The organism is Chitinimonas koreensis (assembly GCF_014353015.1).
Classification (GTDB): Bacteria; Pseudomonadota; Gammaproteobacteria; order Burkholderiales; family Chitinimonadaceae; genus Chitinimonas; species Chitinimonas koreensis.
Genome location: NZ_CP060704.1, coordinates 3,069,645 through 3,093,154 on the forward strand (window position 1 = coordinate 3,069,645; position 23,510 = coordinate 3,093,154).

Below are 23,510 nucleotides of genomic sequence, written 5' to 3' on the forward strand. Positions count from 1 at the left end.
CGCTTTACCGCGGAGGACGCCGAGGACACGGAGGCGAGCGAAAGTAAGTGGTCTTTCCTCGGCGTCCTCCGCGTCCTCTGCGGTGAAACGCAGTATCCGATCGCCGTCCCTCACCCATTCCTCGGCCGAGGCACAGATGGGTTCTCGTCGGCACCGACCGCGTAGATTCAACCCCTTACGCCAGGAAGACCGACCATGCAAACCCTCCTCATCCGCAACGCCCACCTGCTGCTGACCATGGACGCCGCCCGCCGCGAGATCGCCGACGGCGCCGTATTCATCCGCGGCAACCGCATCGAGGCCGTCGGCGCCGGCATCGAGCTGCCGCAGACCGCCGACCAGGTCATCGACATGCGCGGCCACCTGGTCATGCCCGGCCTGGTCAACACCCATCACCACATGTACCAGTCGCTGACCCGCGCCGTGCCGGGTGCGCAGGATTGCGAGCTGTTCGACTGGCTGCGCCGGCTCTATCCGATCTGGGCCGGCCTCACGCCCGAGATGATCCGCGTCTCGACCCAGACCGCCATGGCCGAGCTGATCCTCAGCGGCTGCACCACCAGCAGCGACCACCTCTACATCTATCCCAACGGCTGCCGGCTCGACGATGCGATCGAGGGCGCGCAGGAGATCGGCATGCGCTTCCACGCCTGCCGCGGCGCGATGAGCGTGGGCGAATCGCAGGGCGGCCTGCCGCCCGACCGGGTGGTCGAGGACGAGGCCTTCATCCTGCGCGAGTCGCAGCGGCTGATCGAGACCTGGCACGACCCGCGCGACGGCGCCATGCTGCGCGTCGCGCTGGCGCCGTGCTCGCCGTTCTCGGTATCGCAGGACCTGATGCGCGAATCGGCGCGCATGGCGCGCGCCTATGGCGTCGGCCTGCACACCCACCTGGCCGAGACGCCCGGCGACGTGGCCTACAGCCGCGAGCGCTTCGGCCGCACGCCGGCGCAGTACGCCGAGGAGCTCGACTGGCTCGGCGAGGGCGTCTGGCATGCCCACTGCGTCTGCCTCGACGACCACGGCATCGCGCTGTTCGGCCAGAGCCGCACCGGCGTGGCGCACTGCCCCTCGTCGAACATGCGGCTCGGTTCCGGCATCGCCCCGGTCAAGCGCATGCGGGCGGCCGGCGTCGCGGTCGGCCTCGGCGTCGACGGCTCGGCTTCCAACGATTCGGGCCACCTGCTGGCCGAGGCGCGCCAGGCGCTGCTGCTGGCGCGGGTCGGCGGCGACCCGGCCGGCCTCAGGGCGCGCGAGGCGCTCGAGGTCGCCACCCTGGGCGGCGCCGCGGCGCTGGGCCGGCGCGACATCGGCGCGCTGGCGCCGGGCATGTGCGCCGACCTGGTGGCCTTCGACCTCGCCAGCGTCGATTTCGCCGGCGGCCTGCACGACCCGGCCGCCGCGCTGCTGTTCTGCGCGCCGGCCAAGGTCGCGCTGTCGGTGATCGACGGCCGGGTGGTGGTGCGCGACGGCCAGTTGCTCACCGTCGAGCTCGGCCCGCTGGTCGAGCGCCACAACACGCTGGCCCGGCAGCTGGTGAACGGCGAAGCCTGAACGCGCAGCGGCTTTTTGCAGGAGCGGCTTCAGCCGCGAACGGCGATCGGCTCGCCTCCGCCAATCGCGGCTGAAGCCGCGCCTACGAAGACCATGCGCCCAACCCATGAGGAACCCGAGATGGAACGCCTGCCCGACCACGCCCTCGCCCCGGCCAGCCCGGCCGAGCAGGCGCTGCGGCGCGATCTCGCCGCCGCCTACCGGCTGGCCGCGCACCGCGGCTGGGACGACCTGGTCTACACCCACCTGACCGCGCGCGTGCCGGACGAGCCGGGCCACTTCCTGATCAACCGCTTCGGCCTGCATTTCAGCGAGGTAACGGCCTCGAACCTGGTCAAGATCGACGCCGCCGGTCGCGTCGTCGGCGCGCGGCAGCCGGTCAACCCGGGCGGCTTCGCCCTCCACGCCGCGGTGCACGCCGCGCGGCCCGATGCCCACTGCGTGATCCACCTGCACGCCACGGCCGCCGTCGCGGTCTCGGTGCAGGCGCAGGGCCTGTTGCCGCTGTCGCAGCATGCGCTGCGCTTCTACCGCCGCATCGGCTACCACGACTATGGCGGCCTCGACTTCCCGCCGGCCGAGGCCGCCCGCATGGTGGCCGCGCTGGCCGACCACCCTGCCCTGCTGCTGCGCAACCACGGCAGCCTGGTCTGCGGCCGCACGGTGGCGCAGGCCTGGGTGCTGATGGAGACGCTGGAAAAGGCCTGCGACATCCAGTTGCGCGCCCGGGCATCCGGCGTGCCGCTGCTGCTGCCGCCGACGCGGGTACTGCAGCGCACCGCGGCGCAGCTGACGGCCGACGAAGCGGCCGAAGGCGAACTGGAATGGCCGGCGCTACTGCGGCTGGCGGCGCGGATCGCGCCCGACTACGCCGATTGAAGCTGCCTGGATATCCATCCCCTATCACCCGACCACCGGAGACCCCGCATGCCCACGCTCAACGTCCAACTGTTCGAAGGCCGCAGCCCCGACGAGAAGCGCGCCCTGGTGGCCGCGCTCACCGAAGCCTGCTGCCGCACGCTCGACTGCCCGCCGGGATCGGTCGACATCCTGTTGAGCGAGGTGAAGAAGGAGCATTGGGCAACGGGCGGGGTGCTGTGGTCGGAGCGGACGGATTGATACCGTCTCGCCACCCGCCATATTGAATATCGGGATCGTGAGAATGAATTCCGATTCCGCCCGATGAAACATCGGCGTTGAAATAACGATCGCATTTAGCGGAAAGTCCATCACCGGTTTCGCACCGGGCATATCGCACGAACAAACACGACCCGGCCTCCTCGAAATACCCCGCCATCTTGCTGATTTTCGGAAACATGAGCCCGTACGATAAATCCGAACAATGCACGATACGACCACCAAAGCCATGATTCATCTGGCATCCAGATTTCGACATCATTGCCGCCGGAATAGCCGTCGAGCATTTTTATCATCGACACCAGCCACAATTGCAATCACCAACAGCAATATCGCGATCATATTTATTGCCATTTCAACAATTAAGCCTTTACGCTGCCCCTTGATCTACAGACCATTCCAGCTTCGAGGCCGGATACAAAAACCTTCCATCGGCAACGCATAAGCTGCATACTGCCCTCCTTACATGGTGACGTTCACCTTCGGCATACCCTGCGATCCGGCGAGCCGTTATCCAATCTGCATAAGATGATTCAAATTTGCGCAAATCCATTAGCCGGGCTTTGATAAAGCAAGAAGTCGCAAGCCGTTCCAAAACTTAGCCCCGCCATTGCCTTCCGATGCAGCACATCCTGCTCTTCACCGTTCGTCGCATCGCAGTCAGCGCGCCCGCCGGCACGCTCGCACTGCTGGCAAGCCTCGCCTTGTTGATCGGCGCAGGTATCGCCTACGCCGCCCAGGCGCATGTCCAGCGGCAGTTGCAGACCGAACTACAGCGCCTTCCCGACCGACCCGCCACTGCGGCAAACAAGCCCGGCCTGAGTGACCGACTCGATCTGCCGGATTTCCAGCCCATGGCGCTGCCTGGCGAGCTGGACGCCGCAGCGCACGCAACCGGCCTGGAATTCGGCGAGGTCTCCTACGTCCTCGAAAAAGCGGCGTCGCAAGGATTCCTTCGCTACCGCGCGACGCTCAAGGTCACCAGCAGCTACCCGGTCATCCGCCGTTTCGTCGACCGCCTGCAGGCACGCCAACCGCACCTCGCCCTGACCGCGATCAATTGCTCGAAGGACGATATCGGCATCGGCGAGCTCGATTGCGAGCTGTCGCTCTCGGCCTTCTTCCGCAAGCCATGACGGACGCATGGACCTCCAAACGCTGGCTGATCTGGATCGGCCTGCTGCTCGCCAGCGCAGTGGCGGCCTTCTACCCTGCCGATCCGATCGCATCGGCCGAGGCCGAAGTGACCGAAGCGGCCGATCGCCGGCCGCCGGCCGCCGCAGCCGCGCCGACGGCCGCTGCGCAGAGTGGAGACGCGGACAGCGCAAGCACGGACTACGGCGACCCGTTCGCGCCGCGGCAATGGGTCGCCAAGGTCGAACCCACGCCTACCCCGCCGCCCGTCGTCACACCGCCGCCGGCAACACCGGAGCCCGCCGGACCGCCGCCGCTGCCCTACAAATTCATGGGCAGCCTCAACGACGGCGGCGTGCAGACCATCTATCTGAGCCAAGGCGAGCAGACCGTGCTGGCCAAGCCCGGCGCCGTGCTCGACGGAACCTACAAGGTGCTGTCGATCGACTCGCAGCAGATCGAATTCGAATATCTTCCGACCGGCGAGCATCAGCGCTTACCGCTCGCCGCAATGGAATGACCCCCGCCATGACCCTTCCCTCCACCTTACCGACTGGCGCCGCCTCGCCCCCATACTGCTGCTGCCCGCCGCGCTCGTCCTGGGCGGCTGCGCCGCCGGCTACCACCACCGCAACGGCATGGCCGCGATGGAGCAGGGGCAATACCGCGAAGGACTGGCCGAGCTGCAGCAGGCGACCGATCTGGAGCCGCGCGACGTCCGTTACCGCGGCGACTGGCTGCGCGCCCGCGAGGAAGCCCAGCGCAAGCTGCTGGCCCAGGCCGAGGCCGCCCTGGCCGACGGCCGGGACGAGCAGGCGGCGGAGGCTTACCGGACGATCCAGGCCTTCGACCGCGACAGCGCCCGCGCCCGCGCCGGCCTGGAGCGCATCGAGCTGCGCCGCCGCGCCGCCGAGGATGTCGCCCAGGCGCGCGAAGCGCGCAAGCGCGGCGATACGGCCATCGCGCTGCAGCTGATCAACCGCGCGCTCGAAGCCGAACCGAACCAGCCAGAGGCCAAGGCCGCCAAGCGGGAGCTGGAGACCCTGGCCGCCAAGGAGATGCTGACGGCACCGACGCTGGGCGCGATCTACCGCAAGCCGATCAATCTCGAATTCCGCGATGCCAGCCTCAAGATGGTGTTCGAAGCGCTGTCGCGCACCACCGGCATCAATTTCATCTTCGACCGCGACGTGCGCAACGACCAGCGCACCACGGTCTTCCTCAAGCAGACCACGCTCGAGGACGCGGTCGACGTGATCCTCACCACCAACCGGCTCGACAAGAAGATCCTCAACCCGACCAGCGTGCTGATCTACCCGAGCGACGCCGGCAAGGCCAAGGAGTACCAGGACCTGGTGGTCAGGGCCTTCTACCTGTCCAGCGCCGAGGCCAAGCAGACCGCCAACCTGCTGAAGACGGTGCTGAAGCTGCAGAACGTGTTCGTCGACGACAAGCTCAACATGCTGGTCCTGCGCGAAACGCCCGAGACCATCACGCTGGCCGAGAAGCTGATCGCCCTGCACGACCTGGACGACCCGGAAGTGATGCTCGAGGTGGAAGTGCTGGAGGTGAAGCGCTCGCGCCTGCTCGATCTCGGCATCAAGGTGACCGACCAGCTGACGGTCTCGCCGCTCGGCGTCGCCACCGACAGCGGCTCCGGCACCAGCGGATCGAGCAGCAGCCAGGTGATGCGGCTCAGCGACCTGCGCAACTTGAATTCGAACCGGCTCGGCGTGAACGTGCCGAGCGCGACCGTCACCTTCCGCAAGGAGGACGGCGACGCCAACCTGCTGGCCAATCCGCGCATCCGGGTACGCGACCGCGAGAAGGCCAAGATCCTGATCGGCGACAAGGTGCCGGTGGTCACCACCACCACCACCTCGACCGGCTTCCTCAGCGAGAACGTCCAGTTGATCGACGTCGGCCTCAAGCTCGAGGTGGAACCGACGGTCTACCTGCGCGACGAGATCGGCATCAAGGTCGGGCTCGAGGTCAGCTCGCTGGTCAGCACCATCAAGACCAGCACCGGCACGGTGGCCTACCAGATCGGCACCCGCAGCGCCAACAGCGTGCTGCGGCTGCGCGACGGCGAGACCCAGGTGCTGGCCGGCCTGATCAGCGACGAGGACCGCTCGGCGGCCAACCGCATCCCGCTGCTGGGCGACCTGCCGCTCCTGGGCCGGCTGTTCTCCAGCCAGAAGGACGACCGGCAGAAGACCGAGATCGTGCTGTCGATCACGCCGCACCTGATCCGCAACATCCAGCGCAAGGAACCGACCGCCGAGTCGTTCTGGTCGGGCACCGAGTCGGCGCTGCGCACCCGCCCGCTGCAACTGCGCAGCATGGATGCGGCGAGCCTCGACGCGCCGAAGGCGGCCTCGCCGCAACTCTCGTCGCAAGCCTCGCCGGCAGCTCAGGTCAATCCGGTCAGCCCGCCGCCGGCGGCCGACAACGGCAATCTGAAGCTGTCGCTGCAGGGGCCGGCCAAGGTCAAGGTCGGCGAAACGCTGCGGCTGGCGGTGGAGCTGGACAGCAAGGAGGCGCTGCGCGCGGCGCCGTTGCAGCTCGCCTACGATCCGAAGGTGTTCGCGGCGGTGCAGGCCAGCGACGGCGGCTATTTCGGCAAGGCCGGCAGCGGCTCGTTCAGCCATGTGATCGACGCGGCCAGCGGCCGCATCTCGATCGGCGCCTCGAGCGGCGATGCCGCGGGCGCCAAAGGGCCGGGCCGGCTCTGCCTGATCGAATTCCGCGCACTGAATCCGCAGCAGGGCAGCGAGATCAGCCTGATCGGCATGACGCCGATCGGCGCAGCCCAGCCGGCATCTTCGCCGGCGCTGCCGCTGGTCCACGCGGTCGACGTCGCGGAATGACCATGCCGCGCCACGCATTCCCGCCCCCCCGATCCGGCAGGCCGGCTTCAGCTTCATCGAGCTGGTCGCCACGCTGGCGATCCTGGCGACGCTGGCGGCGGTGGCCCTGCCGCTGGCCGAGACCACCGTGCGGCGGCACAAGGAGCAGGAACTGCGGCGCGCGCTGCGCGACATCCGCCAGGCGCTCGATGCCTACAAGCGGGCCGCCGACGACGGCCGCATCGCGCTGTCGCCGGAGCGCAGCGGCTATCCGGCCCGGCTGGAGGAACTGGTGCAGGGCGTGCCGAACGCCAAGCAGGCCGGCGGCACCCTGCGCTTCCTGCGCCGGCTGCCGCCCGATCCGTTCGCGGCCGATCCGATGATGCCGCCGGCCCAGAGCTGGGCGACGCGCAGCTACGATTCGCCGGCCGATGCGCCGCACGAGGGTGCCGATGTGTTCGACGTCTACTCGCGTTCCGAGCAGATCGGCCTCAACGGCCTGCCCTACCGGGAGTGGTGAATGCGCGCGCGACGATCATCGGGCCGGGCCCGGACCAGCCGCAGTGGCTTCACCCTGATCGAGCTGCTGGTCGCGCTGGCCATCATCGCCACCCTGCTGACGCTGGCCGCGCCGCGCTATTTCAACAGCATCGACAAGGCCAAGGAGGACGTGCTGCGCGAGAACCTCTACCTGCTGCGCGATGCCGTCGACAAGTTCTACATGGACAAGGGGCGCTATCCCGACAAGCTCGAGGACCTGGTCACCCAGCGCTACCTGCGGCGCATCCCGGTCGACCCGGTCACCGACAGCGCGGCCACCTGGGTGATCCAGCCGCCGGCGAACGGCATTGCGGGCGCCGTCTACGACGTCCACAGCGGCGCGCCGGGCAAGGCGCGCGACGGCTCGGCGTTCTCGACGTGGTAACGGCCATGGCGCAGCCGGCGCGCCGGCGTCAGGCCGGCTTCACCTACCTGGTGGCGATCTTCGTGGCGGCCCTGCTCGCGCTGCTGAGCGGCCATGCGCTGGAGCAGGTCCAGACCGCCGAACGGCGCGAGCGCGAGGCGGAGCTGCTGTTCGTCGGCGAAGCGTTCCGCAGCGCGATCGGCGAGTACTACCAGCGCAGCCCGGGTACGGAAAAGCACTATCCGCCCACGCTCGAAGCGCTGCTGGTCGACGACCGGCTGACCCGGCTGCGCCGGCCGCTGCGCCGGATCTACCGCGACCCGCTGACCGCGGAGGCCAACTGGGGCCTGGTCGCCGCGCCGGACGGCGGCATCATGGGCGTCTATTCGCAAGCGCCCGGACAGCCGCTCAAGGTCGACCATTTCGCGCCGGCGCAGGCCGATTTCACCGGTGCGAGCCGCTACCAGGACTGGCGCTTCGTCTTCACCCCGACCGATCCGGGCGCGACGCGTCCATGAGGAAATGATCATCATGCCCAAGCACCGCCCATCCCTCCCGCCGCAGCGCGGCTTCACCCTGCTCGAGCTGCTGGTGGTGCTGCTGATCATCGGCCTCCTGGCCGGCTTCGTCGGCCCGCGCTATTTCGCCCAGATCGGCAAGTCCGAATCGCAGGTGGCCAAGGCCCAGATCGACGCCTTCGACAAGGCGCTCGACCAGTACCGCATCGACACCGGCCGCTACCCAACGACCGAGCAGGGCCTGGCCGCACTGTTCGCCCAGCCGCCCGGCGAGGCGCGCTGGCACGGCCCCTACCTGAAGAAGAACGTCCCCGCCGATCCGTGGGGCCAGCCCTACGAATACAAGTCGCCCGGCGCCGACAACCGCGAATACGACATCGTCGCCTACGGCAAGGACGGCAAGGCCGGCGGCAGCGGCGACGACGCCGACGTGGTCAGCTGGAACTAGGCGGGCCGGACGATGCAGTTCCAGGCCAAGGTCATGGACGGCGAGCAGGTCAAGGCGATGCAGGTCGAAGCCAGCACCGCCGACGAAGCGCGCCACTATGTCGCCTCGATGGGCTGGCGCCTGCTCGCGCTCGAACGCGCCGGCGGCGCCGCCGGCTGGCGCGCACGCGGCGGCCGCTTCAACCTGCCGGTCTTCAACCAGCAGCTCCATTCGCTGCTGGATGCCGGCCAGCCGGTCGTCGACGCCATCGACATCCTGGCCGGCAACGACCGGGCATTCCGCCACCAGGCGGTCTACCAGGCGCTGCTCAATTCACTGCGCCACGGCCGCCAGCTGTCGGATGCGATGGCGGCCCAGCCCGGCATCTTTCCGCCGCTCTACGTCGCCATGCTGCGCTCGAGCGAGACGACCGGCAGCATCCGGGCCGCCATTAGCCGCTACATGCAGTACCAGCGCCAGCTCGACGACATCCGCGGCAAACTGCTGGCCGCCGCGATCTACCCGGCCATCCTGATCGCGGTCGGCTCGCTGGTGATCGCCTTCCTGCTGCTCTACGTGGTGCCGCGCTTCAGCGCGGTGTTCGACGACGTCTCGACCCGCGGCGCCCAGCTGTCTGGCTTCATCCAGGCCTGGGGCGGCCTGGTCCGGGCGCATCCCGGCATGGCCTGGGGCAGCTTCGCGCTGCTCGGCGCCCTGATCGCGCTCCTGCTGTTCCATCCCGCGCCGCGTAGCTGGCTGCTGCAGCGGCTGCTGGCCAGCCCCTGGCTGGGCGAGCGGCTCAAGGTACTGCAGCTCGCCCGGCTCTACCGCACGCTGGGCCTGCTGCTGCGCAGCGGCCTGCCGCTGCTGTCGGCCATCCGCCTGACCGAGGGCTCGCTGCCGGTCAATCTTCAGCCCAGCCTGCGGCGGACCGCCGCCGAGGTGAGCGAAGGCAAGCCGTTGTCTCAGGTCATGGCCAGCCAGGCGCTGGGCACCGAGGTCGCCTATCGGCTGCTGGTCGCCGGCGAATCGTCGGGCAACCTCGACGAGATGATGGAGCGCATCGCCGACTTCTACGACCAGGAAGTAGCGAGCTGGATCGACCTCGCCGGCCGGCTGATCGAGCCGATCCTGATGGTCGGCATCGGGCTGGTGATCGGCGCCGTGGTCCTGATGCTCTACATCCCGATCTTCGACCTTGCCAATGCCATCCAATGAGCCATGACGCCATGCTGAGCCTGCAAGACCTGGCCGGACTGGGCCACGATCCCGGCATCGGCGACTGGCTGGCCGACGTCGCCGAACGGCTGGGCGCCAGCCGCGGCGACGCGCTGGCCCGCGTCGCCGCGCTGGCCGGCCATGCCGACTACCTGCCGGGGCGCGATCCGGCCCTGCAGCCGTGCTTCGACCTGGTGCCCTACGACGAAATGGTCAAGCGGCACGTGCTGGTCGGCCGCGACGCCGCCGGGCAATGCCATGCCTTGCTGACCGCGCCGCTCGATCGCCAGACCGGCCCCTGGCTGGCGCGGCTGCCGCAGCCGCTGCTGCAGGTCTGGCTGGCCGACCCCATGCTGGTCAAGGCCGAGCTCGAGCGCCACGAATCGGGCTTCAGCGCGGTCGCCAGCGCGGTCGGCCCCGAGATCGTCGCCGAACTGAACCGCGACGACCGCGACGACCTGACGCTGACCTCGGTGCAGCGCGAAGTCAGCCCGGCGGTACGGCTGATCAGTTCGACGGTGTTCGATGCCCTGCGGCTGGAAGCCAGCGACATCCACCTCGAGTCGATCCCGCAGGGCCTGGCCATCAAGTTCCGCATCGACGGCGTACTGAGCAGCATCGCCACGGTGAACAACACCGCGCTGGCCGAACAGGCGATCGCCCGCATCAAGGTGCTGGCCGAACTCGACATCGCCGAGAAGCGGGTGCCGCAGGACGGCCGCTTCCGCGTCTCGGCCAAGGGCCGCGACATCGACATCCGGGTCTCGATCATGCCCAGCATCCACGGCGAAGACGCGGTATTGCGGATCCTGGACAAGCAGACGCTGATCGATCACGTCCAGCGCCTCACGCTCGACTCGCTCGGCTTCGATGCCGACACCCTGCACCGGCTGCGCCGGCTGGCCTCCGAACCCTACGGCATGATGCTGGTCACCGGACCCACCGGCAGCGGCAAGACCACCACCCTGTACGCCGCGCTGACCGAGATCCACCACGGCGAGGACAAGATCATCACCATCGAGGACCCGGTGGAATACCAGTTGCCGGGCGTGCTGCAGATCCCGGTCAACGAGCGCAAGGGATTGACCTTTGCGGTCGGCCTGCGCTCGATCCTGCGCCATGATCCGGACAAGATCCTGGTCGGCGAGATCCGCGATCCCGAGACCGCGCAGATCGCGGTGCAATCGGCGCTGACCGGCCACCTGGTATTCACCTCGGTCCATGCCAACAACACCTTCGACGTGATCGGCCGCTTCATGCACATGGGCGTCGACCCCTACAACTTCGTGTCTTCGCTGACCGGCGTGGTGGCGCAGCGGCTGGTGCGGCAGAACTGCCCGCACTGTTGCGCACCGGTCGAGCCGGCGGCCGAGCTGCTGGCCGAATCCGGCATCGCCAATCCTTCCGGCTACCGCTTCATGGCCGGCCGCGGTTGCGCCTTGTGTCGCGACACCGGCTTCAAGGGGCGACGCGCTGTCGCCGAAGTGCTGCGGCTCACCGACGAAATCCGCGAGATGATCATCGGCCGCGCCTCGATCCGCGCATTGAAGGAGCAGGCCAGGCTGGACGGCACTCGCTTCCTGCGCGACGTGGCGCTGGAGCTGGTGCGCGACGGCCAGACCACCCTGCAGGAGGTAAACCGTGTCACGTTTGTGGCCTGAGACCGTCCGGATCGCGCTGTTCCCCGGCCACGCCCACCTGCAGCGCCGCCGCTGGCCGGGCGCGGCAACGGAACATGCCGCAGCGCTGCCGGCCACCGACGACCCCTTCGAGGCACTGGCCGCACTGGGCGACCTGCTCCAGGCGCGGCCCTTGCCGTTCGGCCGGAACGCCGCCGTCGCGCTGACCGTGTCGGACCGCTATGCCGCTTGCACGGCGCTGCCGTGGCAAGCGGCGCTGACCCGACCGGCCGAGTACCGCAGCTATGCGCAGGCCTGCTTCGAACAGCTCGGCCTCACGATCGACGATGGCTGGGTCGTCCATGCCGACTATCGCAGCCACGGCGCGCCCGGCTTCGCCCACGCCTTCAGCCGACCATGGCTCGAAGCGCTGCGCAGCCAGCTGGCCGGCCATGGCCTGCGCCTGCAACGTGTGCTGCCGGTATCGGCGCTGGCCTACCACCGCCACCGCCCCGCCTCGCCGGCCGGCGAGATCGTGCTGCTGCACGAACGGCATGCCTTCACGGCCCTGGTCTACCGGCAGCGCAAGCTGCAGCAGTACGACGTGGAACCCGCCACCGGGCAGCCCGCTGCAGCCTGCCGGCGGCTGTTGATGCGGTCGGCGGCGGCCTGCCCCGGCATCGTCCTGCTGCGCGGCTGGACGCCCGATGCCGCGGCGCCGGGCCTCGATCCTCAGCCCTTGCAGGCGGCTCTGCCCGATGCCGGCTTCGAACGCCTGCACCTGCGCCATTGGGAGCGGCCATGAAGAACCTCCGGCGCTACCTGCGCCCGCCCACGCCGGTTCCCTTGCGCCTGTGGCTGATCAGCGGCGTCCTGATCGTCGCCACCCTGGGGCTGGCCTACCAGGCGACCCGGCTCGCCGTGCGCAACCGTGCCGACCAGGCCGCGCTGGATCGCGCCCAGCGCAGCTACAAGGCCTGGGCGCGCGACGCTTCGCGTTCGGCAGCGCAAGCCGCCGACTCCCGCCAAAGGCTGGCGGTGGTCCGCGCCGAACTGAGCTATCCCTGGCCACAGGTGTTCCAGGCGGTGGAAAAGGTCTCCAATCCGGAGGTGGAACTGCTCGAATTCAAGCCGGATCCGCGTGCAGGCAGCATCGCGTTGCGCGGCGAAGCGCGGACGCATGCCGCGCTGATCGACTACCTGGGGCGGTTGTCGACCCAGCCCGGCTGGCGCGAGGTGCACCTGACCCACCAGCAGGATCTGGTACGCGACCGGCTGGAAACGGTGGAATTCGAGATCAAGGCCGGGATCGATCCGCTAGCGCCACGCTGAACGGGCAGCCGGCCCTGGCAAGCAAGTCCTGATTCGGACGGTCGGCATGGTGGGCCGCTGGCCGACCTCCATACGATCGGATATATTTTCGCCCGGTTCGAGGACGTTCGCTCGAACTGCAGACAAAACCGTTCATTTCGGGCAGTTATATCCGATAATTAGCTTCACTCAGAAGAAACTACAACACGAATTCAAGCACGCTGCTGATTTTGGTTTCAACGACCCTCAAAACAAGGTCAACCTGAGTAAATTTGCGGCGGCAACCAACGAGCACGTCAGTACGGTAGGAATATCCATTATCAAAGGACACATATCACTGGAAATGCAATGCATTTCATTACCACAACCACCAGAGTACTTATATGGGGCAGCAAAAGACCTCCAGGGAAATCTGGTCACAGCATGGCGGCCAAATGCTCAACAAGCAAAAGAACTACTTAAACAAACAGGGAAGCACATGGTAATCAATCGCAGCATCGATCTGTTCGAAATGACTCATGCCTTTTCAACAGCCACAATGCCGGCACAGGATTTCGCGGAGAAATTCTTAGCATTACGCAGGGAGTTTATTCAGCATCAGATCCTTTTGAGCGAAATGGCCCAAACCCTCATGGAACATTTATTCTGGCCAACCGAGGGTTATGAACCCGACCCTGAAGTATTTGATGCCACCGACGGGCACATTGACGAAGAAGAATTTCGCAACCAGGTCAACATAATATCATTAGCAATCAACCCAACCTAACGATTAAAGGCAGGATGCTCATGTATATAGCGCCAAATCGACTACTTGCATTACCCCTCATCACCTTGGTGGCACTACCCACCCTCGCCTATGACTGGAACGTCGCCGGCCGCGTCAAAGTCGTCGAAGGCACTTACGTTCCCGATTCGGTTACGTTCAATATCGACGTAGCCGCAGGCAATTGTCCCGCAGGCGGTTGGCTGACCTGGTCATCGCCCAGCAGCGATCCATCGACTCGACGAGACAATGTGAAGGCAGTCTACGCCCTGCTGCTAACGGCCAAGGCAACTGGCGGAACAGTGACTCTTTTCGGCAGCAACAACGGTTGCAAGGTGGAATTCATCCATTTGAGCTGAACCCAAGGCTGAGCAGGCCCGGGCTTGCCCGCACCACTATCGGCGAATCAACCGTGTGGCAGTAGCAAGCGCTCTGGGCCTCATCGGATACAAGGAGCGTTGAATGATGAAGCTGAAATTAATCTCCGGGACGCTCTCGCTCGTTGCCTCGTTCAACGGTCTAGCCGAGCCGACCGGCGTTCCCGTCAACATTTTGTCCCTCAGGCCTTATACATCCTCCAATCCTGTCGCCTACATCGAAGTGTCGGCAAGCACGCTGTGCAATACCAACGGCTTTAAGATCAACTTGAGTGAACCGGGCGGAAAGGAAATGTACGCGACGGCACTCACCGCAGCGGCAAGCGGTAAACAGGTCAAGCTGGAAGTTTCGAATGCCACTGGCTGCCAGGGCTGGGGAACGGTTCTGCAGTCGATCTACCTAGTCGTCTAGCTATCGAAGATACGGCGCCTTCCCCAAGTATTCTGTCACGACAAACGGGACCGTCGTGTTCATGCACTCGCATCATCGCGACATACCCTGCCATGCATCGTGCAATTGGGTCGCACCCACCGATATTGCGTGCAAAAGAAAAGGGACGAATGCATAAGCATTCGCCCCCTTCACATACCGCTAGCGGCCCATCACAGCACTGTTAGCGATCCAGCACCGCCGCCGGCGCCACCTCATACCGATCGAACTGCATCGTGAAGCTGGCCCGCCCCGAACTCAGCGCGCGCAGCTTGCCGATGTAGCCGAACATCTCCTGCAGCGGCACCTGCGCCTCGACCACCGCCGCGTTGCCGCGCTGCGACTGACCGCGCACCAGGCCGCGGCGGCGCATCAGGTCGCCGATGCAGTCGCCCAGGTAGTCGGCCGGGGTCACCAGCTCGACCGCCATCAAGGGCTCCAGCACCACCGGCGCGGCCTGCCGCATCGCTTCGCGGAAGGCTGCCGCCGCGGCCAGCTCGAAAGCCAGCGCCGACGAGTCGCGCTCATGATGGCTGCCGTCGAGCAGCGTGGCCTTGAAGTCGACCACCGGATGCCCGGCCAGCACACCGGCCTCGGCCGCGCGGCGGATGCCGGCCTCGACCGCCGGGACGAACTCGCGCGGGACCGCGCCGCCGACGATGCGGCTGTCGAACACGACGCCCTCGCCGCGCGCCAGCGGTTCCAGCGCGATCACCACCTCGGCGTACTGGCCGGGGCCGCCGCTCTGCTTGCGGTGCAGATGGCGCACCTCGGCCGCCGCGGCGATGGTCTCGCGGTAGGCCACCTGCGGCCGGCCGGTCGCGACCTCGACGTGGAAGCGGCTGCGCAGCTTCTCCAGCGTCACCTCGAGCTGCAGCTCGCCCATGCCCGACAGCAGCGTCTGGCCCGATTCCGGATCCTGCCGCAGGCGCAGGCTCGGATCCTCCTGCACCAGCACCTGCAGGCCCTTGAGCAAGCCCTGCTGATCGGCTTGGCTGCGCGGCTCGACCGCCACGTCGATCACCGGCTCGGGCGCCACGATGCGCTCGAGCTGCAGCGGGTGGGCCGGATCGCTCAGCGTCTCGCCGGTCGCCGTGGCCTTGAGCCCGGCCAGGGCGACGATGTCGCCGGCCACCGCGCGTTGGCGCTCCTGCTTCTTGTCGGCATGCATCTCGTACAGCCGCGACACCCGCTCGCGCCGGCCGTTGCTGGCGTTGAGCACGCTGTCGCCGGCCGCCAGGCTGCCGCGGTAGATGCGCACGAAGGTCAGCGTGCCGTGTTCGTCGTGCACCACCTTGAAGGCCAGCGCCGCCAGCGGGCCGGCCGGATCGGCATCCAAATCCTCGCGGGCCACGTCGCTGGGCGCCGGCAGGTAGGCCGTCACCGCGTCGAGCAGCGGCTCGACCCCCTTGTTCTTGAAGGCCGAGCCGGCCAGCACCGGCACGAAGGCGCCGGCCAGCGTGCCGCGCCGGATCGCCGCGCGCAGCGCCGCCGCGTCGGGCTCCTGGCCGTCGAGATAGGCCGCCAGCAGCGCGTCGTCCTGCTCGACCGCGTGTTCGACCAGCCGCCGGCGCCACAGCGCGGCGGCCTCGGCCAGCTCGGCCGGGATCGCTTCGACGGCGAACGGCCGGGCCGTCTCGTCCTCGGGCCAGACCAGCGCCTGCATGCCCACCAGGTCGACCAGGCCGCGGAAGCCGGCCTCGCTGCCGATCGGCAACTGCAGCACCAGCGGCGTCACGCCCAGCCGCTGTTCGATCATCTCGACCACGCGCAGGAAGTCGGCGCCGGTGCGATCGAGCTTGTTGACGAAGGCCAGCCGCGGCACCCGGTACTGGTCGGCCAGGCGCCAGTTGGTCTCGGTCTGCGGCTCGACGCCGGCGACGCCGTCGAACACCACCACCGCGCCGTCGAGCACGCGCAGCGAACGGTTCACCTCGATGTTGAAGTCGATGTGGCCCGGCGTGTCGATCAGGTTGATCTGGTGGTCGCGCCAGAACACCGTGGTGGCGGCGCTGTTGATGGTGATGCCGCGCGCCTTCTCCTGCGGATCGAAATCCATGGTGGCGGCGCCGTCGTGCACCTCGCCCAGCCGGCGCTTCTCGCCGGTGTAATAGAGGATGCGTTCGGAGGTGGTGGTCTTGCCCGCGTCGACGTGGGCGATGATGCCGATATTGCGAAGTCTTCTGGTTTCCATGATGGGTGCTCGAAAGAAAAAACCCTGGCGGGTTGCCCGACCAGGGTTCTGCTGTCGATCCCGGCCGGGCGTGCAACGCTCCCGGCCATGCGCGCGGGAGCTCAGCTGTCTTCTTGCGTGGCGGCGTCGATGCGCGGCGACAGGCGCGCGCTCGATACCGGGACGCGACCAGGAGACGGGCGCAAGCCCCCGCTCCCCTGGCCGGTTCGAATCGTGGCGATCAGCTTGTCGTAGGTACGCATGGCGCACTCCCCTTCGAGGAAAGTCGGTGGAAACCGCGAATGAAAAACCCCGGAGGGCGAAGGCCGTTCCGGGGTCGGTTTCCATCCACCCGAAAGGCCTGCGGCCTCCCGAGCGCTGAGCTCGGGAAGCTAGACGTAAATGGCCAGCAGCACGCGTTCGCCCTGGGGCGTGGCGGCGATGTGCTGGTTCTGGATGGAAAACTGCTTCATGTCGGTTCCTGTCGGGTCCCGGTCGCGTGGCCGGGATGGGGAGGCGGCGATGCTACGCCCGGTCGGGGCCGGGCTGCAAGGCCGCCTGCTGCTACTGCAGATGGGGGTGCGCTACCGGGTTTCAAGCACCGCAGCAGGCCGATCCGTCGATCACCGCCTCGATCCGGTAGCCGTCCGGATCGACCACGAAGGCCGCGTAGTAGTCGTCGCCGTAGTCGGGACGCAGCCCCGGCGCGCCGTTGTCGCGGCCGCCTTGCGCTAGCGCCGCGGCGTGGAAGGCCTGCACCGCGGCTCGGTCCGGCGCGGCGAAGGCCAGGTGGAAGCCCTCGCCGGGCGCCGCCGCGCGATCGGCGCGCAGCTTGATGGCGAACAGGTCGCCGCCGCCGGGGCGGCCGTAACCGACCGCGGCGTCCGGGTCGCCGTCCTCGATGTCGGTCCACACCCGTACATAGCCCAGCGGCGCCAGCACGGCATCGTAGAAACGGGCGGCGCGGACGATGTCGCGCACGCCGAAGGAAAGGTGGTGAAGCATGGTCGGTTCCGGTCGGTCGGGATACGAAAAGTCGGGTCCAGCTTAGCGGCAGGCCGCGGCCTGCGGCACCGCTACCGACCAGAAATGTTATCCGGCCAATGTGCCACATGCCAATGCAATAGATTGGCCAGGCATTTCACCAAGCCACACATCTGAATTGAATAAACGATTCGAACATCCGATTCGAATTCGCCCAATTCAGGCACATTGCTGCAAATCAATTGGCAGCAGCGGCCATCGGCGTGAATAGCGCCACGACGTCTGTTATATTCCGAGGCCCGTCGGGCCGGCCATGCGGGAGTCTATCGGTCCTGTCGATAGCATTTCTATTTCGTTCAATTCGATTAAACAGATTCGATCCATGAAAAAAATCCTGCTCGCCACGCTTGCATCCGCCCTGCTTGCGCCCTGGGCCCTGGCCGATGAATTACCCAGCCTGGAAGCCTACTTTCTCAATCCCCAATTCGAATCGCCCGAGCTGTCACCCGACGGCAAGCACCTCGCGGTCAGGCTGCGCAACGCCTCCGGACGCATGGCGCTGGCGGTCGTCGAGAGCGACGACATCAAGGCGTTCAAGATCATCGCAAACTACGGCGATGTCGATATCAACCAGGCCCACTGGATCAACAACGACCGGCTCTACTACGACTTCGAAGACACCCGCGGCGAGCAGGAACTCACTATCGGCAGCGCCTTTGCAATCAATCGCGACGGCAGCCAGCGCACCCAACTGATGACGCAGAACTGGAATTACAGCCAGGAGGACACCAGCAGCCATATCAAGCGCCGGGTCCTCCCCTGGGACTACCGCTACGTGGCAACCTTTGGGGACGGTTCCAACGATCTGCTGGTGCGGAAAACCGTCTACAACAAGGTCGACTATTCGTGGAGCTCCATCTCGCTCTACCGGTTCGACAGCAAGACGCTGGCGCTCACCCCCTGATCGACGGCGGCGCACCGACCGGCACTGTCGGCTGGCTGATCAACCCGGACGGTGTGCCACTGATCGGTCTTAGCTATGACAAGGACCGCCTTTTCCTGCATCTTTATGACAAAGCAAACAAGAGCTGGAGCAAGTTGGCAGACCTCGACCGATATGACAGCCATGACTTCGAGCCCAGCTTCGTCGACTATCAGGACACGCTGTATGTAAAGCGGGCGATCGGCGAAAACAGCTCGGGGCTGTACAGATACGATCTGAAGGCCAGGAAGATCGCCGACGAGCCCATCGCCCAGCTCGATGGCTTCGACTTCGACGCCGTACCGATCTTCGACCTCAAGGCTCGCAAATTCATCGGCCTGCACTACCAGAGCGACGCCTGGGACACCAGTTGGATCGATCCGGCCATGAAGATGCTGCAGAAGCGGATCGACGAAAAATTGCCCGGTACCATCAACACCATCTCCTGCGGCAACTGCCTGTCGAGCGCCGCTTACTTGATCACCGTCAGATCGGACCGCTCGCCCGAGCAATACCTGCTCTACCGGCCCGGCAAAGACGAGCTGGTGCCGATCGGCACCCACATCCCGACATCGAGGCCAAGCAGATGGGCCGCCGCGACTTCCTCCGGGTTGCGGCACGCGACGGACTGTCCATCCCGCTCTATGTGACCAAGCCGGCCAATGCTGCCAGGGGCAAGCTGCCGACTGTGGTGATGGTTCACGAAGACCCCTTCATGCGCGGCGGGTCGTGGGAATGGGAAGCGCAGGCGCAGTTCCTGGCCTCGCGCGGCTATCTGGTGCTGGAGCCGGAATTCCGCGGCAGCACCGGTTTCGGCTTCAAGCATTACCGGGCCGGCTGGAAGCAGTGGGGCCAGGGCATGGTGGACGACGTCGCCGACGCGACGCGCTGGGCGATCGCCGAGGGCCTGGCCGATCCCGACCGGATCGCCATCGGCGGCACCAATTACGGAGGCTACGCCACGCTGATGGGCCTGATCCGTTACCCGGAGCTGTATCGCTGCGGCTTCCAGTGGCTCGGCGTAACCGACATCAACCTGATGTTCGACAACGCCTGGAGCAATTTCACCAATGACTGGCTGCGCTACGGCATGCGCCAGCTGGTGGCCGACCCGATCGCCGACGCCGCAATGATCAAGCGGGATTCGCCATTGGAGCAGGCGGATAAACTGCGCCAGCCGCTATTGATGGCCTACGGTACGCTGGATGCGCGGGTGCCACTGCAGCACGGCACCGAGCTCTACAGCGCGATCAAGCGGAAGAACGCCGACGTGGAGTGGATCACCTATCCGGACGAGGGGCACGGCTGGTACCTCGAACCGAACCGGATCGACTTCTGGAAGCGGGTGGAGGCCTTCCTCGAGCGCAACCTGAAGCGGGCCGAGTGAAGCGAGGACGGCCGGCAACCTCCGCCCGTCCGTGCGATAGCGGCCGTTCCAAGCGGAAGGCAGGCCGGCTATCATGTGCCGCCTTCCGCCGGGCGGCCATGGCGCCGGCGATGTCTGGCCCGGTTCGGGCCCGCCCCCGGTGGATATCGGGTCGCCGGCGAGGCAAGACGGAAGCCGCGTTTCTTGCCTTGTTCAAAGGCGAACCCGCACCGCGCCGGCATTCGCCGGCCATGTCCGGCGATTTCGGCTCGAAATCGATATCCCCGCCCAACGTCCGCCCAGCAGGAGAACTCGGTGCACGGCAGTCAGAACAAGTCTCGCGATTTCAGAACGGACATCAACGGGCTGCGCGCCTGGGCCGTCGTCAGCGTCGTCCTGTACCACTTCGGCATTGCACCGTTTCAAGGCGGTTTCGTCGGCGTGGACATCTTCTTCGTCATCTCCGGTTTCCTGATGACGTCGATCATCGTCACGGCCCTGGCCGCAGACCGGTTTTCCTTCATCCGCTTCTACATGGCCCGTGCGCGCCGGATCATTCCGGCGCTGGTCTTTCTGTGCGCGACATTATTGATCCTCGGCTGGTTCTGCCTGACCTCGATCGATTACAAGCTGTTTGCCTCGCACGCCATTTCGAGTCTCCTGTTCCTCTCGAACGTGAAGTTCTGGCGGGAATCGGGCTATTTCGATTCGTCCTCGCACGAGAAGTGGCTGCTCCATACCTGGTCGCTGTCGGTCGAATGGCAGTTCTATCTCATCCTGCCGATCGGCATCTGGATCATCTGGAAACTGTTTCCGCGCAAGAAGGCGGTCGCGGGCGCACTGGCCGCCGTCCTGCTGCTGTCGCTGGCCCTGTCGGCCTACGTGACGCCGGACAAGCCCTCGCTGGCGTTCTACATGCTGCCGTTCCGCGCCTGGGAAATGCTGCTCGGCGGCCTGCTGTTCCTGGCCAACGACCGGATTGCGGCGCAGCGGAGAATTCCGCCGGCCGCGCTCGAAATCACCGGTTTCGCACTCATCGTCGCGTCGATCCTGCTGTTCGATCATGCGAGCGAATGGCCGGGCTGGCGTGCCGCGCTGCCGGTGGCGGGTACGGCCCTGGTCATGGCGGCTTCCCGCAGCAAGTCGTACTGGACCGGCAACACGCTGGCCCAATGGCTGGGGACGCGCTCCTATTCGATCTACCTGTGGCACTGGCCGGTGGTCGTCGCGCTGGTCTACCTGAACCTCAAGGGCCGCTATGACGCCGCCCTGATCGGCATCGGCCTGTCGGTACTGCTGGGCAACCTGTCCTACCTGCTGGTCGAGGCGCCGGCCCGCAAGCTCCTCGACCGGGTCAGGATGCCATTCGAGATCGGGCTGATCTCGGTCGCCACGGCCGCGACCGCCGTGCTCTGCGCCGGGGTCTACCTCAAGCAGGGCGTGCAGGGCCGGATGCCGGCCGCGGTGGAGATCGCCGCGCGGGAAGCCGAGGATCTCGATCCACGCCGGCCGAGCTGCTTCGCGATCGACAGCCCGACTTCGCCGGCCTGCGTCTACGGCGGCAAGAAGGTCGCCGCGATCCTGATCGGCGACAGCCATGCGGCGGCGACCGTCACCGCGCTGGCGGACGCGGTCCCGAGCCGTGACCTGGGTGTGCTCGACCTCAGCTACATGAGCTGCCCCATGCTGCTCGACGGCTGGAACGCGCCGGGCCGCTTCCCCGGCGGCAGGGCCTGCAGCGAGTTCAACCAGTGGGCGTTGCGCAAGATGGACGACTATCCGGCCGACGTGCCGGTGGTGATCCTGAACCGGACCTCGGTCTACGCCGTCGGGCACAACGAGTCCTGGGAGGGTACGGCGGGCAAGCCGGCCTTCTATTTCACCCAGGCCTACCCCACCGCGACCGAGCCTTACCTGCAGGAATTCTCCGAGCACCTGATCTCTGCGGCCTGCACCGTCGCCAAGAAGCACAAGGTCTTCATCGTCCGCCCGATTCCCGAAATGGGCGTGGATGTACCGAAGGTGGTGGCCAGGTCGCTGGTGGTGGGCTCGCCGATCGAGCCCTCGATCACCCGGACCGAATACGAACAGCGCCACCGCCCGGTCTGGCGGGCCCAGGACGCGGCGGCCGAGCGCTGCGGCGTGAAGATCCTGGATCCGCTGCCCTACCTCTGCAAGGGCGACGTCTGCCGGAGCACGCTCGCCGGCCGGCCGATCTACTACGACGACGACCATCTCAGCGAATTCGGCAACAAGCTGCTCGTCCCCATGTTCAGGACAGTCTTCGCGCAGCAATAAAGCCGCAGGGCCGGACCGGGCATTCGCCTCGGTCCGGCCCTGCGCTGCAAGGTATCGATCGCGCCGTTCGCCGTCCGGTTTCCGGACCTCGTCCAGTGCCGGGTCCGGCGTGGTGCCGTTGCCGGCGCGGCCTCAGAACGCCAGTGCCTTGCGCAACCTCGCCCGCGCCTCGCGCAGCATCGCCTCGGTGGTCTCCCAGCCCACGCACGGATCGGTCACCGAACAGCCGTAGCGCAGCTGCGACAGGTCGGCCGGGATCGGCTGGTTGCCCGGCTCCAGGAAGCTTTCGATCATCACGCCGCGGATCGCGCGGTTGCCGTGGCACAGCTGGCCCACCACGTCGGCCAGCACCATCGGCTGCAGTGCGTGCTGCTTCCAGGAGTTGGCGTGGGCGCAGTCAACCACGATGCTGCGCGGCAGGTGCGCCTTCTCCAGCGCCTTCTCGGCCAGCGCGACGCTGACCGTGTCGTAGTTGGGCCGGCCGCCGCCGCCGCGCAGCACCAGGTGGCAATGGCGGTTGCCGCGCGTGCGCACCACCGCGGCGCGGCCGTCGCGGCCGATGCCGAGGAAGGCGTGCGGGCCCGATGCCGACAGGATGGCGTTGACCGCCGTCTCGACGCTGCCGTCGGTGCCGTTCTTGAAGCCGACCGGCGACGCCAGCCCCGACGACATCTCGCGGTGCACCTGCGATTCGGTGGTGCGCGCGCCGATCGCCGTCCAGCTCACCAGTTCGCCCAGGTATTGCGGCGACACCGGGTCGAGCGCCTCGGTCGCCACCGGCAGGCCGAGTTCGTTCACGTCCAGCAGGAAGCGCCGCGCCAGCGCCATGCCGTCGGCGATGCGGCAGGAATCGTCCATGTCCGGATCGTTGATCAGCCCTTTCCAGCCCACCGTGGTGCGCGGCTTCTCGAAGTAGGCGCGCATCACCAGGAAGAGCGTGTCGCCGAGCTCGTCGGCCAGGCGCCGCAGCCGGCGCGCGTACTCGAGCCCGGCCGCCGGGTCGTGGATCGAGCACGGCCCGACCACCACGAACAGCCGCGGATCGCTGCGGTCGAGGATGTCGCGCAGCACGCGGCGGCCGGCCTGCACCGTGGCGGCGGCGCGCTCGGACAGCGGCAGCCGTTCGCGCAGCTCGGCCGGCGAAGGCATGGGGTGGAATTCGATCGGCGACGGCGGCGGCACGCCGTCCAGGGCCGGGCGCCGGGTCGGCACCGGCGGGATGCTGAGCGAGGCCGTCATCGCAACCCTCCGGCCAGTGACGGCATGTTGAAGCGGGAACGGGCGTAGGGGCGATTCGGGGCCATATTGGTGCTCTCGTGGGGTGACGCTCGCGGCCGCGCGGCCGGCGAGACGCCGGGTCTCGCATGATGGAATGCGGCAGCGCGCCCTATTCCATCGGGAAGTCTGCGCCTCTCCTCCTGAGAAGGTTGGCAGCTTCTTTTCAGTCATTCATCATGCCTATCATG

At 66.9% G+C, this 23,510-nt stretch carries 25 protein-coding genes; 21 read left to right on the forward strand and 4 right to left on the reverse strand.

The features are described 5' to 3' along the window. Nucleotides 1–195: 195 nt before the first annotated feature. The 17 genes from H9L41_RS12835 (at nucleotide 196) to H9L41_RS12915 (ending at nucleotide 14,223) form a co-directional block, all read left to right on the forward strand. Nucleotides 196–1,554 (forward strand): 8-oxoguanine deaminase, encoded by a 1,359-nt coding sequence (locus H9L41_RS12835; RefSeq protein ID WP_028446967.1) that lies wholly within the window; start codon nucleotides 196–198, stop codon nucleotides 1,552–1,554. A gap of 120 nt (nucleotides 1,555–1,674) precedes the next feature. Continuing rightward, nucleotides 1,675–2,433, forward strand: coding sequence for a class II aldolase/adducin family protein (locus H9L41_RS12840; protein WP_034607408.1), 759 nt, complete (start codon nucleotides 1,675–1,677; stop codon nucleotides 2,431–2,433). A 48-nt stretch (nucleotides 2,434–2,481) separates the two neighbouring features. After that, nucleotides 2,482–2,673, forward strand: coding sequence for a 4-oxalocrotonate tautomerase (locus H9L41_RS12845; RefSeq protein WP_028446965.1), 192 nt, complete (start codon nucleotides 2,482–2,484; stop codon nucleotides 2,671–2,673). 638 nt (nucleotides 2,674–3,311) lie between these two features. Continuing rightward, nucleotides 3,312–3,827, forward strand: coding sequence for a hypothetical protein (locus tag H9L41_RS12850; RefSeq protein ID WP_028446964.1), 516 nt, complete (start codon nucleotides 3,312–3,314; stop codon nucleotides 3,825–3,827). Further along, nucleotides 3,824–4,345, forward strand: a complete 522-nt coding sequence (locus H9L41_RS12855) for a hypothetical protein (protein ID WP_051319173.1) — start codon at nucleotides 3,824–3,826, stop codon at nucleotides 4,343–4,345. Before H9L41_RS12850 ends, H9L41_RS12855 begins: the two co-directional genes overlap by 4 nt. Nucleotides 4,346–4,463: 118 nt before the next feature. Further along, nucleotides 4,464–6,695: a secretin GspD/PilQ domain-containing protein gene (locus H9L41_RS12860; protein WP_187523388.1), complete on the forward strand. Its 2,232-nt coding sequence runs from the start codon at nucleotides 4,464–4,466 to the stop codon at nucleotides 6,693–6,695. Nucleotides 6,696–6,750: 55 nt separating this feature from the next. Further along, nucleotides 6,751–7,194 carry a type IV pilin protein gene (locus tag H9L41_RS12865; protein WP_373282117.1) on the forward strand — a complete coding sequence of 148 codons (444 nt, stop codon included), beginning with the start codon at nucleotides 6,751–6,753 and terminating at the stop codon, nucleotides 7,192–7,194. After that, nucleotides 7,195–7,599, forward strand: coding sequence for a type II secretion system protein (locus tag H9L41_RS12870; RefSeq protein WP_051319170.1), 405 nt, complete (start codon nucleotides 7,195–7,197; stop codon nucleotides 7,597–7,599). It begins immediately after the preceding gene. 5 nt (nucleotides 7,600–7,604) lie between these two features. Continuing rightward, nucleotides 7,605–8,096, forward strand: coding sequence for a type II secretion system protein (locus H9L41_RS12875; RefSeq protein ID WP_051319169.1), 492 nt, complete (start codon nucleotides 7,605–7,607; stop codon nucleotides 8,094–8,096). 13 nt (nucleotides 8,097–8,109) lie between these two features. After that, nucleotides 8,110–8,544 carry a type II secretion system major pseudopilin GspG gene (gspG, locus tag H9L41_RS12880; protein ID WP_034607541.1) on the forward strand — a complete coding sequence of 145 codons (435 nt, stop codon included), beginning with the start codon at nucleotides 8,110–8,112 and terminating at the stop codon, nucleotides 8,542–8,544. A 12-nt stretch (nucleotides 8,545–8,556) separates the two neighbouring features. Then, nucleotides 8,557–9,741 (forward strand): type II secretion system F family protein, encoded by a 1,185-nt coding sequence (locus H9L41_RS12885; protein ID WP_028446959.1) that lies wholly within the window; start codon nucleotides 8,557–8,559, stop codon nucleotides 9,739–9,741. A gap of 11 nt (nucleotides 9,742–9,752) precedes the next feature. Beyond that, nucleotides 9,753–11,402 carry a GspE/PulE family protein gene (locus H9L41_RS12890; RefSeq protein WP_245589231.1) on the forward strand — a complete coding sequence of 550 codons (1,650 nt, stop codon included), beginning with the start codon at nucleotides 9,753–9,755 and terminating at the stop codon, nucleotides 11,400–11,402. Then, nucleotides 11,383–12,165 (forward strand): hypothetical protein, encoded by a 783-nt coding sequence (locus H9L41_RS12895; RefSeq protein WP_157462039.1) that lies wholly within the window; start codon nucleotides 11,383–11,385, stop codon nucleotides 12,163–12,165. Before H9L41_RS12890 ends, H9L41_RS12895 begins: the two co-directional genes overlap by 20 nt. After that, nucleotides 12,162–12,692 carry a hypothetical protein gene (locus H9L41_RS12900; protein WP_028446957.1) on the forward strand — a complete coding sequence of 177 codons (531 nt, stop codon included), beginning with the start codon at nucleotides 12,162–12,164 and terminating at the stop codon, nucleotides 12,690–12,692. Before H9L41_RS12895 ends, H9L41_RS12900 begins: the two co-directional genes overlap by 4 nt. 46 nt (nucleotides 12,693–12,738) lie before the next feature. Further along, the gene (locus H9L41_RS12905) at nucleotides 12,739–13,437 is read left to right on the forward strand and encodes a colicin D domain-containing protein (RefSeq protein WP_084300450.1); all 699 of its coding nucleotides are present in this window, start codon (nucleotides 12,739–12,741) and stop codon (nucleotides 13,435–13,437) included. Nucleotides 13,438–13,505: 68 nt separating this feature from the next. Then, entirely contained in the window at nucleotides 13,506–13,793 is a 288-nt protein-coding gene (locus H9L41_RS12910; protein WP_187523389.1) for a hypothetical protein, read from the forward strand. A 103-nt stretch (nucleotides 13,794–13,896) separates the two neighbouring features. Continuing rightward, complete coding sequence (locus tag H9L41_RS12915) at nucleotides 13,897–14,223, forward strand: hypothetical protein (protein WP_028446956.1); 327 nt, start codon at nucleotides 13,897–13,899, stop codon at nucleotides 14,221–14,223. A gap of 202 nt (nucleotides 14,224–14,425) precedes the next feature. Here the strand turns inward: H9L41_RS12915 and fusA are convergent, their stop codons facing one another. The 3 genes from fusA to H9L41_RS12930 form a co-directional block, all read right to left on the reverse strand. Then, on the reverse strand, nucleotides 14,426–16,435 hold the full coding sequence (gene fusA, locus H9L41_RS12920; protein WP_028446955.1) for an elongation factor G: 2,010 nt from the start codon (nucleotides 16,433–16,435) through the stop codon (nucleotides 14,426–14,428). 101 nt (nucleotides 16,436–16,536) lie between these two features. Beyond that, on the reverse strand, nucleotides 16,537–16,677 hold the full coding sequence (locus H9L41_RS12925; protein WP_157462037.1) for a hypothetical protein: 141 nt from the start codon (nucleotides 16,675–16,677) through the stop codon (nucleotides 16,537–16,539). A gap of 331 nt (nucleotides 16,678–17,008) precedes the next feature. Then, the gene (locus tag H9L41_RS12930; RefSeq protein WP_028446954.1) at nucleotides 17,009–17,419 is read right to left on the reverse strand and encodes a VOC family protein; all 411 of its coding nucleotides are present in this window, start codon (nucleotides 17,417–17,419) and stop codon (nucleotides 17,009–17,011) included. A gap of 361 nt (nucleotides 17,420–17,780) precedes the next feature. Here H9L41_RS12930 and H9L41_RS12935 point away from each other — a divergent pair, with 361 nt between their 5' ends. The 4 genes from H9L41_RS12935 to H9L41_RS12950 all read left to right on the forward strand — a co-directional run bounded on the left by H9L41_RS12935 (nucleotide 17,781) and on the right by H9L41_RS12950 (nucleotide 22,044). Then, complete coding sequence (locus tag H9L41_RS12935; protein ID WP_187523390.1) at nucleotides 17,781–18,362, forward strand: hypothetical protein; 582 nt, start codon at nucleotides 17,781–17,783, stop codon at nucleotides 18,360–18,362. After that, nucleotides 18,305–19,030, forward strand: coding sequence for a hypothetical protein (locus H9L41_RS12940; RefSeq protein WP_187523391.1), 726 nt, complete (start codon nucleotides 18,305–18,307; stop codon nucleotides 19,028–19,030). The genes H9L41_RS12935 and H9L41_RS12940 overlap by 58 nt, the downstream gene beginning before the upstream one ends. Next, nucleotides 18,967–19,767: an alpha/beta hydrolase family protein gene (locus H9L41_RS12945; protein ID WP_187523392.1), complete on the forward strand. Its 801-nt coding sequence runs from the start codon at nucleotides 18,967–18,969 to the stop codon at nucleotides 19,765–19,767. Before H9L41_RS12940 ends, H9L41_RS12945 begins: the two co-directional genes overlap by 64 nt. A gap of 183 nt (nucleotides 19,768–19,950) precedes the next feature. After that, the gene (locus tag H9L41_RS12950; protein WP_265583764.1) at nucleotides 19,951–22,044 is read left to right on the forward strand and encodes an acyltransferase family protein; all 2,094 of its coding nucleotides are present in this window, start codon (nucleotides 19,951–19,953) and stop codon (nucleotides 22,042–22,044) included. Nucleotides 22,045–22,176: 132 nt separating this feature from the next. Here the strand turns inward: H9L41_RS12950 and H9L41_RS12955 are convergent, their stop codons facing one another. Beyond that, the gene (locus tag H9L41_RS12955) at nucleotides 22,177–23,283 is read right to left on the reverse strand and encodes a 3-deoxy-7-phosphoheptulonate synthase (protein WP_308417330.1); all 1,107 of its coding nucleotides are present in this window, start codon (nucleotides 23,281–23,283) and stop codon (nucleotides 22,177–22,179) included. Between the last annotated feature and the right edge of the window lie 227 nt (nucleotides 23,284–23,510).

What these genes read in the sequence shown, in the direction of transcription:
- gspG (WP_034607541.1), top strand. Translation starts at nt 8,110, where the DNA reads ATGCCCAAGCACCGCCCATCCCTCCCGCCGCAGCGCGGCTTCACCCTG.
- H9L41_RS12860 (WP_187523388.1), top strand. Translation starts at nt 4,464, where the DNA reads ATGGCCGCGATGGAGCAGGGGCAATACCGCGAAGGACTGGCCGAGCTG.
- H9L41_RS12885 (WP_028446959.1), top strand. Translation starts at nt 8,557, where the DNA reads ATGCAGTTCCAGGCCAAGGTCATGGACGGCGAGCAGGTCAAGGCGATG.
- fusA (WP_028446955.1), bottom strand. Translation starts at nt 16,435, where the DNA reads ATGGAAACCAGAAGACTTCGCAATATCGGCATCATCGCCCACGTCGAC.
- H9L41_RS12930 (WP_028446954.1), bottom strand. Translation starts at nt 17,419, where the DNA reads ATGCTTCACCACCTTTCCTTCGGCGTGCGCGACATCGTCCGCGCCGCC.
- H9L41_RS12900 (WP_028446957.1), top strand. Translation starts at nt 12,162, where the DNA reads ATGAAGAACCTCCGGCGCTACCTGCGCCCGCCCACGCCGGTTCCCTTG.
- H9L41_RS12915 (WP_028446956.1), top strand. Translation starts at nt 13,897, where the DNA reads ATGATGAAGCTGAAATTAATCTCCGGGACGCTCTCGCTCGTTGCCTCG.
- H9L41_RS12955 (WP_308417330.1), bottom strand. Translation starts at nt 23,283, where the DNA reads ATGACGGCCTCGCTCAGCATCCCGCCGGTGCCGACCCGGCGCCCGGCC.
- H9L41_RS12840 (WP_034607408.1), top strand. Translation starts at nt 1,675, where the DNA reads ATGGAACGCCTGCCCGACCACGCCCTCGCCCCGGCCAGCCCGGCCGAG.
- H9L41_RS12845 (WP_028446965.1), top strand. Translation starts at nt 2,482, where the DNA reads ATGCCCACGCTCAACGTCCAACTGTTCGAAGGCCGCAGCCCCGACGAG.
- H9L41_RS12835 (WP_028446967.1), top strand. Translation starts at nt 196, where the DNA reads ATGCAAACCCTCCTCATCCGCAACGCCCACCTGCTGCTGACCATGGAC.
- H9L41_RS12890 (WP_245589231.1), top strand. Translation starts at nt 9,753, where the DNA reads ATGCTGAGCCTGCAAGACCTGGCCGGACTGGGCCACGATCCCGGCATC.
- H9L41_RS12850 (WP_028446964.1), top strand. Translation starts at nt 3,312, where the DNA reads ATGCAGCACATCCTGCTCTTCACCGTTCGTCGCATCGCAGTCAGCGCG.
- H9L41_RS12935 (WP_187523390.1), top strand. Translation starts at nt 17,781, where the DNA reads ATGAAAAAAATCCTGCTCGCCACGCTTGCATCCGCCCTGCTTGCGCCC.
- H9L41_RS12875 (WP_051319169.1), top strand. Translation starts at nt 7,605, where the DNA reads ATGGCGCAGCCGGCGCGCCGGCGTCAGGCCGGCTTCACCTACCTGGTG.
- H9L41_RS12905 (WP_084300450.1), top strand. Translation starts at nt 12,739, where the DNA reads ATGGTGGGCCGCTGGCCGACCTCCATACGATCGGATATATTTTCGCCC.
- H9L41_RS12870 (WP_051319170.1), top strand. Translation starts at nt 7,195, where the DNA reads ATGCGCGCGCGACGATCATCGGGCCGGGCCCGGACCAGCCGCAGTGGC.
- H9L41_RS12925 (WP_157462037.1), bottom strand. Translation starts at nt 16,677, where the DNA reads ATGCGTACCTACGACAAGCTGATCGCCACGATTCGAACCGGCCAGGGG.
- H9L41_RS12855 (WP_051319173.1), top strand. Translation starts at nt 3,824, where the DNA reads ATGACGGACGCATGGACCTCCAAACGCTGGCTGATCTGGATCGGCCTG.
- H9L41_RS12945 (WP_187523392.1), top strand. Translation starts at nt 18,967, where the DNA reads ATGGGCCGCCGCGACTTCCTCCGGGTTGCGGCACGCGACGGACTGTCC.